The organism is Parabacteroides caecihominis, assembly GCF_023656785.1.
In the GTDB taxonomy this organism is placed as follows: domain Bacteria; phylum Bacteroidota; class Bacteroidia; order Bacteroidales; family Tannerellaceae; genus Parabacteroides; species Parabacteroides segnis.
This window is the reverse complement of record NZ_JAMOKS010000005.1, coordinates 97,202-110,762: the sequence shown is the minus strand read 5'-3', so window position 1 is coordinate 110,762 and position 13,561 is coordinate 97,202. Positions and strand designations below refer to the sequence as shown.

Genomic DNA, 13,561 nt, shown 5'->3' with positions numbered 1-13,561 from the left:
CGAACAATATTCTCAAAAAAAGGTGCTGTTATTCACAGCACGATGTATCTTTAGAATTGCAATTATTCCAAAAAGTAGCAAATAAATTACGGGCAAGTTCCCAATTATCCCGGTTGATACAATACCTGACTTTTGGAGTTTCTATTTCTCCCTGGATTAATCCGGCTTCTTTTAATTCTTTTAAATGTTGTGAAACAGTTGCTTTAGCAATTGGTAGTTCTTCATGGATGTCCCCAAAGAAACAACTGTCCTGTTTGGCCAAAAAATTAAGAATAGCCATCCGTGCCGGATGTCCCATCGCTTTAGCAAAACGGGCAATCTGCTCTTGTTCTTTTGTATACTGTTTCGTTTTCATTATTCCTTTATTGTTTGTCGTTCGCAAAACTACGAATAATATTCTGCTTTCCAAATGTAACTTGGTATTTTTAGTCTATTTAAAGGTTTAGTATGATTTTGATGGGTGTCAAAAGCCGGGGAATGTCATGCGGAACACTGTTCCTTCTCCGGGTTCAGAGTTTACAATAAGTTCTCCGCCATGGAGTTGCATAATGCGGCGGGATAGTGGCAGTCCTATTCCGCTTCCTTCTTTTTTGGTGGAATAAAAGGGGGTGAAGATATCTTCCAGTCGGTTTTCCGGAATGCCTTCCCCGTTATCAGTTATTTGTATGAATGAAGAAGTGGCTTTTTTCCCTGCCTCAATCCTAATCTGTGGTTCCGGGGTATTGGTTGTGGCCTGTAAGGCGTTGCGGATAAGATTAATGAGTGCCAATGTTATTAAGTTTTGATCCAGTAGGATTTCTATGTTTTCCGGTGAAATATAACGGATGTTCTCACTGCCTTGTTCCGAGTTTAATAAACGGTCAAGTTTATCAAACAAAGTGCTGATTTTTACTTTTGCTTTGACTGGGTCAGGGAGGTGGGTTAACCGGTGATAGGCATTCAGGAAAGTATTCAGCTGCTGCACTTGCTGGTTAATGGTTTGCAGTCCGTCAATTGTCCCTTCTTTACCGTATTCGTCATTATATTTGATCAGGTCGTCCGACAAAGAGGCTATAGGTGTAATGGAATTTCTGATTTCATGCGTCAATACCCGAATGATACTCTCGTAATAGAATCGCCGTTCCTCTAATTCAGTATGATTGTTTTCAAATTGTGTGATAATCCGGTTCATCTCCCGGAATAATCCGTTCAGGAATTTATCGTCCCCTTTTTCTGTGAAGTGGGCGTTGAAGTCGTTATTATTGATTGCGCTGAAGAAGCTTTCCAACTGGCGGTCTGTCTTGTCCATTTTCCTTATCAGCATAATAGCCAAAGCTATGATCATACAGATGCAGACAAATGCAAAGAATAGGGAAGTCCGGCTGATCAAAAGCCAGGCACCTGCAATTGAGAATAACACAATTCCTGTTATCCCGCTGATAATGACCCGGTGTAATCTGCGATTCAGCATATCCTTTATTGCAAAAGTACAATTTAAACCGACAAGGTAAATGTAAAGTGGTCTGCTTTTAATTGGATGTATGGTTTTTTAGTAACCAAATCCCGGAGTTGTCTAAAATTTAGACGATTTTATCTTGTTGTTACAAAGGGACGCTATTTTTGTTGTCAGGCAGACAGAGACTGATTAGTTTTGGCCCAAAATAGAAATATCATGGGGAACATATCATTCAAACTTATATTTCGGAGTTGGTTGCGTAATAAAACATTTACTGTAATTTCTATTCTCAGCCTGGCAGTAGGTATCGCCTGTACCAATTTGCTGGCTGCTTTTGTTATCCATGAGTATAATATAGAACAGGAGAATCCGAACAAAGATAGGATGGTTGTGGTTAAACAAACGATTTCGGGGGCAGGAATGACTGCTTTCAATACGGTCTCACGGGATATCACTTCCTTGTTACTCGAACGTGTCCCGGAATTGGATAAGGCGTGCCGGGTACATCCTTATTTCATGGTTACCTATTGTAAAGCCGGAGAGAATTTCTTTAAAGAGGTAAAGGTAATAGAGTCGGATAGTGCTTTCCTTTCATTCTTTCCTCAGGAAATTGTAAGGGGGAGTTTTGCGGATACCCAGGTGGGGCCGGATCGGATAGTCCTGACAGAATCTTTTTCGAAACGTTTATTCGGAGAGAGTGACCCGATAGGACAAACGGTTCAGATACTATTCGGCCCTGGTGATTTCGGAGATGAAAAAGGGTTATTAACTTTTACTGTTTCTGCTGTGGTGAAAGATAATAGCCAGGCAGCTTTCGGCTTTGATGCTTTATTCTTTGGCGATCCTTCTTCCGGGTTAAATTTCTTTCTGCTGAAAAAGAATGTCTCCGTTCCCGACTTACAGGCTAAAACAGGGCGTTTGGTTCTTCAAAGAAGTGATGGTCAAGATTTTGAAAATGAATTCCTCACTATTCAACAGGCCTGTTTTGATACGGTAACGCTCCCGTCATCGTTGAAGAAACCAAATACGACGTTACTGTTTATCGCTCTTTTTTCCGCTATTCTGATATTGGTCATAGCTTGTTTCAATTATGTTAATCTAAGCTTTTCACGTGTATTTAAACAGTTATACTCCTTGCATATACAGAAACTGATGGGGGCAGGAAGCGGACAATTGAGCATGCAGTTATTTACTGATACATTTACGACTGTTGGTTTCGGTTTCCTGATTGCACAACTGATACAATTCGACCTGTTGGGGATAATGAATCGCATCATGTCTATTCAGGTTCCGGTTAATTTTCTGTATAGTAGTCAGATGCTGCCGGTTACATTCGGGTTTATTCTTTTATTGGCGTGTATTCCTGCTTTGTATATGAGCCGACGTTTGCCGGAAATGTCGATTTCCATGTATAACAATTTCTATCGGGGAAAAGCAAAAGGGCGTATCATTACCTCGCTGGCTATCGTTCAGTTCGTTATTTCATTTATTCTGATAATCGGTAATATTTCCGTACGGCGGCAAATCTCGCTTTTATATGATAAAGCAGAAAATTATAAAGGTATTTATATTTTCTCAGTCGGAGATAACGAGACTTCTATGTTACGGCTCAAAGAAAATATCGGTTCTCTTTCGGGCATACAGGCTGTGGCATTAAGCAATCCCATATATGAATGGCCTCTCAGTGAGTTTTCGCCGAATGGTACATATGAATCTTATACTTCAGAGGATGGCGATGAAGAAATAATGGAAGTTATGGGCTATAAGCTGTTGAAAGGTCTGCCCTGGAAAGAGGCGATAGAAAGGTTTCCGCATCCGGTTTATCTGAACCGTACATGGGCTCAAAGCTTGTTTCCGGATGGAGAACTGCCTGTCGGGAGTCTTATAAAAGAATACGAACCCCGGTTGAAGGACCGTCCTCCTTTTGGTGATGATCATGTTATTGCCGGGGTTGTTGAAGATTATTTTAAGCTATATATTCCTAATAGCCTTGAAACGCCTGTCGATAAAGGTATTATTGGTTTTGCCAGGGATGGAACTGACTTAAAAGTCCGCATAGCTCCCGGAAATGCTTCGGTTATCAAACAAATCTATAAGGAATGGGATCTGCTTTATCCTGGGAATTACCTTGAACATGAGAGCTTGTATGATAAAGTTTTGGGTAATAACAAGAAACTTTTCGAATTGTCCGATTTGTTGATGATGTATTCAGTTATCAGTATCCTGCTTACGTGTTTCGGACTTTTTGGTATGGCGCTGTATGCTATCGAACAACGAACAAAAGAGATCGGGATCCGAAAAGTAAACGGATCAACTACGTGGCAGATTATAAAGTTACTTGACCGCCAGTTTATTATTTGGATCGGGATAGCTTTTGTAATTGCAGTACCTGTGACCTGGTGGTTGCTTAATCAATGGATGCAAAGCTTTGTTTACCGGGCAGCCTTTAGTGTCTGGACGTATATTCTGTCGTTCTTTATTGTGGTAGGTATCACTTTACTTACCGTGAGTTGGCACAGTTTCAAGGCTGCATCAGGGAATCCGGTAAAAGCGTTGAGGAATGAGTAAGAAGCGGTTTAGGGTGTTTTGTTTTCTGTATTTCAAATAATTAGTACTTTTGTAAGTAGCACAATAAAAAATAGAATTTGGAGAACAAAATGAATACAGATTATAAAGTTGGCGATTTGATTTATGACGCAAGTATTTATGATGGATTAAATACCTTCCTATCCGATTTGCAGTTTTACAAAAAGTGGCTGCCGAAAAATAGGGATGCTAAAATACTTGAACTTTGTTGTGGAACAGGCAGACTTACGCTTCCAATTGCAAAGGATGGATACAATATTTGTGGAGTCGATTACACTTCATCCATGCTTGAACAAGCAAAGGCAAAAGCTTCTGAAGCAGGAGTAGAGATTACTTTCATTAAAGCGGATATTAGAACGTTAGATTTGCACGAAAAATTTGACTTTATTTTTATTCCATTTAATTCAATTCATCATTTATATAAGAATGAAGATTTATTTGAGGTATTTAATGTCGTTAAAAATCATCTTAAAGACGGAGGTTTATTCCTGTTAGATTGCTTTAACCCTAATATTCAATATATTGTTGAAGGTGAAAAGGAACAACAGGAAATTGCGGCATATACAACAGATGATGGGAGGGAAGTCTTGATAAAGCAGACAATGCGTTATGAAAACGCAACTCAAATTAATCGCATAGAATGGCATTACTATATAAATGGTGAGTTTCATTCAATTCAAAATCTGGATATGAGATTGTTTTTTCCTCAGGAATTGGATTCATATCTGGAATGGGCCGGATTTAAGATTATTCATAAGTTTGGAGGCTTTGAAGAGGAAACATTTAGCGATAATTCAGAAAAACAGATATACGTTTTAGCATTTGATAAGTGATGTGGTTAATTTAGGCCTATGCCGAAGTTAATAAGCATCAAACGTTCCGTAATTCGTTACGCACTAAAAGAAAAAGTCCTGACTATCTGTAGATAATCAGGAACTTAATTTTAGGTAGTGTACCCAGAGCCGGGATCGAACCGGCATGGAAGTGAATCCACTGGTGTTTGAGACCAGCGCGTCTACCAATTCCGCCATCTGGGCATTTGCTTTTTTTCTAATGCGTTGCAAAGGTACGCATATTTTTTATTTGTGCAAGCGTTCAGCGATTTTTTTTCAAATTATCTATAGCTTTCGGGGAATAATATAAGATAGGAGAATAAATCCCGGATTATTTCGTTAACTTTGTAAGAGTATAATTAAAAAACAACCTGTGTATCATGAAAGATAATTATTGCGTTATCATGGGTGGAGGGATTGGCAGTCGCTTCTGGCCTTTTAGCAGAGAAAGTTATCCAAAACAATTCTTAGATTTTTTCGGAACCGGACGTTCCCTGTTGCAAATGACTTTCGATCGTTTTTCCAAAATCATCCCGGTAGAAAATATTTTTATCGTTACTAACGAAGCTTACGCCGACTTGATTAAAGAACAGTTGCCCGAATTGAAAGAAAACCAGATCCTGCTGGAACCGGCACGTAGAAATACAGCTCCTTGTATTGCTTATGCTGCTTACCATATAAGAGCATGTAATCCGAATGCCAATATTGTTGTTGCTCCTTCCGATCATCTGATCCTGAAAGAAGATATATTTTTGAAAGACGTTCAGAAAGGATTGGATTTTGTAAAGAACAATAATGCATTGGTTACGTTGGGTATCAAACCGAGCCGTCCTGAAACAGGTTATGGTTATATCCAGAGCAGTGATTCCATGCTGGGAGAATTTACCAAGGTGAAGACTTTCACGGAAAAACCGAATCTGGAACTGGCAAAAGTCTTTTATGAAAGCGGTGAGTTTTTCTGGAACTCTGGTCTGTTCCTGTGGAACGTAAATACAATTCTGGAAGCTTTTGCCAAATATCTTCCGGATATTGCCGTTCGGTTTGACTTGGGTAAGGATAAGTTCAATACAGAAAACGAACATGAGTTTATTCATGAGAACTTTCCTTATTGCCTGAAGATTTCCATCGACTACGGTATTATGGAGAAGGCGGATAATGTGTATATGTTGTGCACTGATTTCGGTTGGGCAGACTTGGGTACCTGGGGTTCCTTGTTTGATTTGGCTCCGAAAGATGAAAATAATAATGCTGTGTTGAAGAATAGTAATGCATTGCTTTATGAAAGTTCAGGAAATGTAATAGCCGTAGGTAATTCAAAAAGACTGGCTGTGATTCAGGGTGTTGAAGATTGCATCGTGGCTGAATCGGGAAATGTATTGCTTATCTGCAAAAAAGATGACGAACAGCGTATCAAGCAGTTTGTGGCAGATGCACAGATAAAATACGGGAAAGAATTTAATTAAACCATTTCTTTCCCAGATAATGTACGGGATACCAGGCGGCCATGAATCCAATGGCCGCTACCGTAATAAATGCAATCAGGGCATCTGTGAACATCACTCGCACCGGATATGCGTCGATAATAAAGGCGCCGGCTGTTTGTCCTAATTTAATCAATCCGAATTGCCGCTGTAAAAAACACAATGCCAGACCTATCACAATCCCTATCAGAGCTCCGAATCCGGAGATCATCCAGCCTTCAAATAGGAATATACGACGGATAAGTTTATTGTCAGCTCCCATATTCCGAAGGGTATGTACGTCATCTTTCTTTTCTATCATCAGCATAGACAGCGAACCGACTACGTTGAACAAGGCGATTGTCAGAATGAATGAAAGTATCAGGTAAGTGATCCATTTTTCTACCTGCATCATTTTGAAGGACGCTTCCTGTTGTTCGTAACGGTCTTGTATGATAAACCGGTCACCTAGGATGGATTTGAGCTGTTTTTTGACTGAAGAGATATTGGCTCCGTCAGCAATTTTCAGTTCGATGGAGGTGACTTCCTTGTCATATTTGAATAATTCACGTACCAGTGAAAGGGGGAGTATCATGTATCCTTCGTCGTATACCTGCTGGTTAATCATGAAAACTCCGCCTATGTAGGCATATTCCTGACTGAATGAAGAAGCCGGGTTGGATAAATTGACCTTTTCATTCCGTTTGGGAACATAAATCTCCAGTGGAGAAGCGAATCCCGGTTTGGCACCCAGTTTGGATGACAGTCCGACCCCGAGGATGGCATAATCAGTAACTTCGTCTTTCAGGATGAAGCTGCCGTCTATCAGTACGCTGTCTATCTGGGTCAGATGGCTGAAGTTGTCGTCCACCCCTTTGATTATTGCCACGTCCTGGCGGTCGTGATAGCGTATCAATGCATTATCCTGAAGAACTTCTCCGAAATAGGCAATATCGGGTAATTGTTTTACCTGTTGGAATTCGGCAGTTGTCGGGTCGAACACTTTCCCGGTGCGGGGAGAAATCTTCAACTCCGGGTCGAAACTGCTGAACATGTCTGCTACCAGGTCATTGAACCCGTTATAGACCGACAGTGCACAAACAACTGCGGTGGTAGCAATGACTACACCGCAGACACATACCATCGAAATAATATTGATGGCATTGTGGGATTTCTTCGAAAAGAGGTACCGCCGGGCTATATAAAACGAAAGGTTCAACGCTTGATTCTCTTATTTCTGTAACAGTTTGTCAATGTTTTCAATATAATCCAGCGAATCGTCAATGAAGAAACTCAGTTCCGGGATGATGCGAACCTGTTTTCCTATACGTTTGCCCAAATCGAAACGGATCGCTTTGGTATTTGCACGGATCGATTCCAGTAACTCTTTCCCTTTTTCGGAAGGGAAGATACTCAGGTATGCTTTGGCAACGCCCAGGTCGGGGCTGACGCGTACCGCACTTACAGAAATCAATATACCCGGCATTCCCTGGGTCTGTTTCTGGAAAATATCGCCCAATTCTTTCTGGATCAGACGACCTATCTTGTTCAGTCTTGTACTTTCCATATCGTTATCAATTTATTTTTTCCATATCATTGTCAGACCGTCACGAAGCGGAAGGATCACTTTCTCCACCCGGGGGTCTTCTTTTATTTTATCATTAAAACTAAGTATTCCGATGGTTTGTTTATCTGACGGGTGAGGTTTTTCCAAAACTTTACCATCCCACAGGGTGTTATCGGCCAGAATCAGGCCTCCCGGACGCACTTTGGGAAATACCAGATCGTAATAGTCGGAATACAAGCGTTTGTCGGCATCGATAAATACCAGGTCGAATGTTTCGTCCAGTTCCGGTATGATTTTCATCGCATCGCCTATATGCAGCTTTATTTTATCTTTCAGGGGAGAGCGTGAGAGATATTTCATGATGAAATCCTCCATTTCATCATTGATCTCGAGTGTATGGATCAGGGCGTTGTCTTCGGTTCCTTCGGCCAGACAGAGTGTGGCGTAACCGGTGTAAGTCCCTATTTCCAGTACACGGCAGGGGCGAAGCATGCGACAAAACATTTTCAGTATCCGTCCTTGCAGATGGCCGGACAGCATACGGGGACGCAGCAGGTTTACATTGGCATCGCGGTTCAACGCGGATAACAATGCGCCTTCTTCGTCGCTGTGATTGAGAATGTATTCGTCTAATGTCATTTAAATAAAGAATGTTTATGCTTCAAATATACGAAAAAAGATGTAGCAAAAGCGTTTTACCGACTTTTGCGACACCTTTTCCTGTTTTATTTTATTTATTCCTTAAAGGTTGGGAGTGAATATTTACTTCCGGCATCCAACACTTTTCCGACGTTGTTGATTTCGAGGAATGTCGTGCCGCCTCCTTCACCGAAGCTGCCGCTCAGGTAAGCAACCATGTCGTTACGGGTGATACGTCCGCTCTTAATCAATTCGTTCAGTGCGCTGTAGAAATAACCGCGACGGCTGTCATCCCACGGCTGATATACGGCCCATACGCCATATGACAGAGAAAGCATGCGGGTTACACGGGGGTTATAGCAGATGGCGAACACCGTTGATGTACCACGGAAAGCTGCCAGGTATCGGGCTGTGCGTCCGGTGTGGCTGTCGGTGATGATTGCCTTTACATGTAGCTTGTTGGAAGATTTTACCGCCTGTTTTGCCAGGAATGAAGTAACATCCAGGTCGTTACCTTCGATAGGTACACGGATGTCGTTGGCGGCTAGCTTGGTCTTTTCAGCTTCGCGAGCAACTTTGGTCATTGTCTGGACTGCTTCCAGCGGATATTTACCGTAAGCTGTTTCACCGCTAAGCATCAATGCGTCTGTGCGGTAATAGATTGCGTTGGCAATATCGGTTACTTCCGCACGGGTAGGACGCGGATTCTTAATCATGGAGTGAAGCATCTGGGTCGCAACGATCACCGGCTTTTTCACTTCCACGCATTTGCGGATCAACACACGCTGGATTCCCGGAATCTTTTCGGCCGGAACTTCGATACCCAGGTCACCGCGGGCGATCATGATACCGTAAGCCACTTCCAGGATTTCGTCGATATTGTCGACACCTTCCTGGTTTTCGATCTTAGCAATGATCTTGATCGGACTTTTATGTTCGTCCAGGATATGTTGTATATCCAATACATCCTGTTTGTTTCTAACGAAAGAGTGAGCAATGAAATCCAGTTCGTTTTCAATCGCCCAAAGAATATTTTTACGGTCTTTCTCTGTCAGTGAAGGGAGGTTGATGCGTACACCGGGGACGTTCACGCTTTTGCGGCTTCCTAATGTAGCGTCGTTCTGCACTTCACAGAGCAGGTAATCATCCTGTTTTTCGACAACTTTCAGTTCCAGATCTCCGTCGTCGATCAGGATATCGCTGCCGATATTCAGGTCGCCGACAAAGTTTTTGTATGAAACATAGATACAATCGTGAGTTGTTTCTCCTTCCGGATCACCTATAATCCTGACAGTCTCTCCTGTTGTAAAAGGTATGGGTTCTTTGGACGTTGTAGTGCGGACTTCCGGTCCTTTGGTATCCATCAATATACCGATGCGGTCGGATACTTCGCGTACATTAGTAACAACACTGTTTAAACCTTCTTCCATCATGTGAGCCGTATTCAGGCGCACAACATTCATTCCTGCATTGTACAGTGAGCGGACAAATTCCACATCACAACGTTGATCAGAAATTGTAGCAACAATCTTCGTATGCTTTAACATATACCTTAAAATATTATAACCTATTATTTACTTTTTAGTTGTTGGCAGTCGGCAGCTGCATAAGCGCTTCGAGCGCCAGCCGGTATGAATCCAGACCGAATCCCAGTATAACCCCTTTGCAGGCAGCAGAGATCATCGATACATGACGGAATGATTCGCGTGCATGTACATTTGAAATATGTACTTCTATAACCGGGGTAGTCACTGCTTTTATGGCGTCGTGCAATGCGATGGATGTATGTGTATATGCTCCCGCATTCATTATAATACCATCGTATTCAAAACCCGTTTCATGGATTTTGTTGATCATCTCACCTTCTATATTACTTTGAAAGTAAGCTATTTCGCATTGAGGATACCGGGCGCGTAATTCGTCCAGATAACCTTCAAAAGAAGCATTACCATATACTGTTGGTTCGCGTTTGCCCAACAGGTTAAGATTAGGACCGTTAATAATCTGAATCTTCTTCATTTGCTGTAACTTTATTACCTTTGCACCACCTGGTACGGGCTGAAAATATCCGGCAAAGGTAATGATTTTATTTGATACATACATAATTGCCTGTGTACAATGCAACAAGGAAATAATATAATCGACAAATATAAGACCTGGCTCCGGCTGGAAAAGTCTCTATCTGCCAATTCGATAGAAGCTTACCTGACCGACCTGGACAAACTCATTCGCTTCGTGGAAAGTGAAGGGAAAGACTTTGCTACGATCTCTTATCAGGATTTACAGCAGTTCGTAGCCCAGTTGCGTGATATAGGAATCCATCCGCGTTCGCAGGCCCGCATCATATCCGGTATAAAATCGTTCTACCGCTTTCTTTTACTCGACGAGTATATAACAGCCGATCCGACGGAATTGTTGGAATCGCCCAAGATCGGATTGAAGCTGCCCGAAGTATTGACGGTCAATGAGATAAATGATATATTGGATACGATAGACCTTTCTTTGCCGGAAGGGCAGCGCAATCGGGCTATGCTGGAGGTGTTGTATAGTTGCGGCCTGCGTGTTTCCGAGTTGATCTCTTTGCGTTATTCGGATGTTTATTTTGATGAAGGTTTTATCAGGGTGGAAGGTAAAGGAAGCAAGCAACGCCTGGTTCCGATTTCTGAGACGGCTATCCGGGAGATAAAGAATTATCTGCTGGACCGTAACCGGATGGTGGTGAAAAAAGGATTCGAAGATATCTTATTCCTGAGTCGCCGGGGCACGGCTCTTTCCCGTATCATGGTTTTTCATATTATCAAGCAGCAGACGGAGATAGCAGGCGTTCATAAAAATGTCAGTCCGCATACGTTCCGGCATTCTTTTGCGACCCATTTGCTGGAAGGCGGTGCCAACCTGCGGGCCATCCAGGAGATGCTGGGACATGAGAAGATAACGACTACTGAGATTTATACGCATATCGACCGGCAGTTTCTCCGGAAGGAAATACTGGAACATCATCCCCGGAGCCGTCGGCGGGAATGATACGGATCTTATTATATTAGCTTTTCTATCCTTCCGATCAGTTCATCTCCCAGTGCCCGTTTGGTGCTGATATGTTCTTTTACGGCTGTGACGAACGGGTTTTGTTCGAATGCGCCGCGTACGACTTCGAAGTCCTCTTCTTTTTCTTTGCGTGTGCCGTCTACGCCGAAGCCGGTCATTGAGGTAAGGGAGAACTCCTTGCGGGCATCTTTGTAAAGCATCTCGTCCAGACCGATGACGGATGATTTCCAGATTTCAACCAGTTCGATGATCTTTTCGGGGGTGATCTCACTTAGCTTGATTCCGTAGTATTCTTCTATTTTCTGATAAGCCCATGTCCATTCTATTTCATAATATGAATTATGTTGGTACTGGAAAAAGGCATTAATCTTTTCCAAAGAATTTATCCGGTGGCTCTCGATATCTTCTATCAAACCGTTTAATTGATCTTTCGGAAGGATCAGTCCGGACAGGTCAACCCATTCGCCGGTTCCTTCTTCGGCGGTTGGGGTCAGTTGTTTGCGGACTTCTTCTATGTTCTGGAACTGTGTGCCTTCTAGTCTTTTTATCAGAGAATTACCGAGAAATTTATTAATTGCCATTCCGTATAGTTTCAGTGCATTCTGTAAGGAAGAACCTTTAATACGGGCATTCTGATAGTAATATATTTCGGAAGTTTCGCCGACAAGGCTTTGTAGATTCTTTAGAATACCGACCGCTTTTATCATTTTCTGGATGGTGTAGGGACTCAACAGATTGTAGTTAATCATATCCAGTTTGTTTGTGTCGGTTCGTTTATCACGTCTCGGCCATTTTTGTGCGTCACGGATGGTACCGACACTTCGCAGATTGACACCCGGCACCAGATAAGTCTCGTCGTCTTTTTCAATCAGATAGGAGAAAGGCATATCGGATGTGTCGCTGTGATGGTGATGGCGGCCCATAATTAATGAAAAGGCGCCGATGCGTGCCGGCCAAAGGATATAAGAATCACTGGTCGTTTTGGACCCTCTTTCAACAATACCCTGGTGGATCGGTCCGAGCTTATACATGTGATTGCTTTGATTTGAACCGCTTCCGGCGTTCAGAAACGAATACATGCCGGCAATCAGGAGGCTGCTCTTGTGCATGGATACCGTGAACGGGCCGGCGAAAATGGCACAGGCCTCTCCGTTTTCAAAAGAACAGTTGCTGAACAGCAGGGAGTCGTGTGCCGAAAAATTATGTGTCACGTGGCAGGCCTGTCCGATGAAGCAACGGATGATCTTTGCCGCATCGGCTATTACCGCACCTGATGAGATGATAAAATCCTGGGCGATCACGCTGTCGCCGATATATACAGGGGCTTCTTTATTACTGTTCACTGTTCCGTTTTCCAAACGTGTACAGTTCTCGATGGTAGCGTGTTGGCCTATGTTTACATTACGGATTGTCCCGGCATTGATTATCTTTACGTTCTCTCCGATCGTCCCGTAGTCGGAGGAGATACTTTGGGTATACTCTGCAATCATTTCCTGCAACCGTTCGATCAATATCGGACGGTGGCGGTAAAGTGCGATTACATAAGCCAATGGGGCGGAAAGCTGATTGTATATGGGGACTTCGCGACCTCCGGTCTCGTTCAGCACTGAAACCTGTACGTTGTTGCCGAACGTGCTTTCTCCTTCCACGACCATCACGTTGACATTCTCTATATAGCAGTTGTCTTTGATACGGTAGTTAGCAATGTAATTGTGGGTGTTCTCGATCAGGATATTATCACCCAGCATGCAATTATGCAAGGTTGTATTTCTGAGCCCGCTGTGTTTTCTTATTCCGCCGGGGAGGGTGAACTCTTTCTCGAAATGTCCTAAAATAACTGTGCCTGAGAAATGTACATGATGGATATATCTGGTCTCGAAGGATAAAGGGACTAGCACCTGTCCCCAGTTTTCGGCATAACAACCCTGAGATTGCAATACCGCAATCTCTTCGGGGTGTAGGTTTCTGATTTTTTCCATTGGTCAACTTGTTTGTA

General features: G+C 42.7%; 12 protein-coding genes and 1 tRNA gene. 4 read left to right on the top strand and 9 right to left on the bottom strand.

Translation table 11 applies throughout. The annotated features are described in order from the left end of the window. Positions 1-28: 28 nt before the first annotated feature. On the bottom strand, positions 29-355 hold the full coding sequence (locus tag NBH14_RS05350; protein WP_128135180.1) for an ArsR/SmtB family transcription factor: 327 nt from the start codon (positions 353-355) through the stop codon (positions 29-31). Between the two features lie 108 nt (positions 356-463). Beyond that, positions 464-1,450, bottom strand: coding sequence for a sensor histidine kinase (locus tag NBH14_RS05345; protein WP_186958608.1), 987 nt, complete (start codon positions 1,448-1,450; stop codon positions 464-466). Positions 1,451-1,651: 201 nt separating this feature from the next. Between NBH14_RS05345 and NBH14_RS05340 the strand changes: the two genes are divergently transcribed. Continuing rightward, complete coding sequence (locus tag NBH14_RS05340) at positions 1,652-4,003, top strand: ABC transporter permease (RefSeq protein WP_186958607.1); 2,352 nt, start codon at positions 1,652-1,654, stop codon at positions 4,001-4,003. Positions 4,004-4,092: 89 nt separating this feature from the next. After that, positions 4,093-4,854, top strand: a complete 762-nt coding sequence (locus NBH14_RS05335; protein WP_186958606.1) for a class I SAM-dependent methyltransferase — start codon at positions 4,093-4,095, stop codon at positions 4,852-4,854. Between the two features lie 120 nt (positions 4,855-4,974). Here NBH14_RS05335 and NBH14_RS05330 read toward each other — a convergent pair. Further along, positions 4,975-5,058 (bottom strand) — tRNA-Leu (locus NBH14_RS05330). Between the two features lie 176 nt (positions 5,059-5,234). Here NBH14_RS05330 and NBH14_RS05325 point away from each other — a divergent pair. Then, positions 5,235-6,317, top strand: coding sequence for a mannose-1-phosphate guanylyltransferase (locus NBH14_RS05325; protein ID WP_128135368.1), 1,083 nt, complete (start codon positions 5,235-5,237; stop codon positions 6,315-6,317). Here NBH14_RS05325 and NBH14_RS05320 read toward each other — a convergent pair. The 5 genes from NBH14_RS05320 to aroQ form a co-directional block, all read right to left on the bottom strand. Further along, entirely contained in the window at positions 6,310-7,533 is a 1,224-nt protein-coding gene (locus tag NBH14_RS05320; protein WP_186958605.1) for an ABC transporter permease, read from the bottom strand. The genes NBH14_RS05325 and NBH14_RS05320 overlap by 8 nt on opposite strands. 12 nt (positions 7,534-7,545) lie before the next feature. Then, positions 7,546-7,881, bottom strand: coding sequence for a 30S ribosome-binding factor RbfA (gene rbfA, locus NBH14_RS05315; RefSeq protein WP_010800893.1), 336 nt, complete (start codon positions 7,879-7,881; stop codon positions 7,546-7,548). Positions 7,882-7,893: 12 nt separating this feature from the next. Further along, a complete protein-coding gene (locus tag NBH14_RS05310) occupies positions 7,894-8,520 on the bottom strand; it encodes an O-methyltransferase (protein WP_186958604.1) in 627 nt (208 codons plus the stop codon). Positions 8,521-8,615: 95 nt separating this feature from the next. Next, a complete protein-coding gene (pyk, locus tag NBH14_RS05305; protein ID WP_186958603.1) occupies positions 8,616-10,067 on the bottom strand; it encodes a pyruvate kinase in 1,452 nt (483 codons plus the stop codon). A 34-nt stretch (positions 10,068-10,101) separates the two neighbouring features. Beyond that, positions 10,102-10,539 carry a type II 3-dehydroquinate dehydratase gene (gene aroQ / locus NBH14_RS05300; protein WP_186958602.1) on the bottom strand — a complete coding sequence of 146 codons (438 nt, stop codon included), beginning with the start codon at positions 10,537-10,539 and terminating at the stop codon, positions 10,102-10,104. Between the two features lie 99 nt (positions 10,540-10,638). Between aroQ and xerD the strand changes: the two genes are divergently transcribed. Further along, the gene (xerD, locus tag NBH14_RS05295; protein ID WP_186958601.1) at positions 10,639-11,544 is read left to right on the top strand and encodes a site-specific tyrosine recombinase XerD; all 906 of its coding nucleotides are present in this window, start codon (positions 10,639-10,641) and stop codon (positions 11,542-11,544) included. Between the two features lie 11 nt (positions 11,545-11,555). Here the strand turns inward: xerD and NBH14_RS05290 are convergent, their stop codons facing one another. Beyond that, positions 11,556-13,544 carry a DUF4954 family protein gene (locus tag NBH14_RS05290; RefSeq protein WP_250817231.1) on the bottom strand — a complete coding sequence of 663 codons (1,989 nt, stop codon included), beginning with the start codon at positions 13,542-13,544 and terminating at the stop codon, positions 11,556-11,558. Positions 13,545-13,561: the final 17 nt, after the last annotated feature.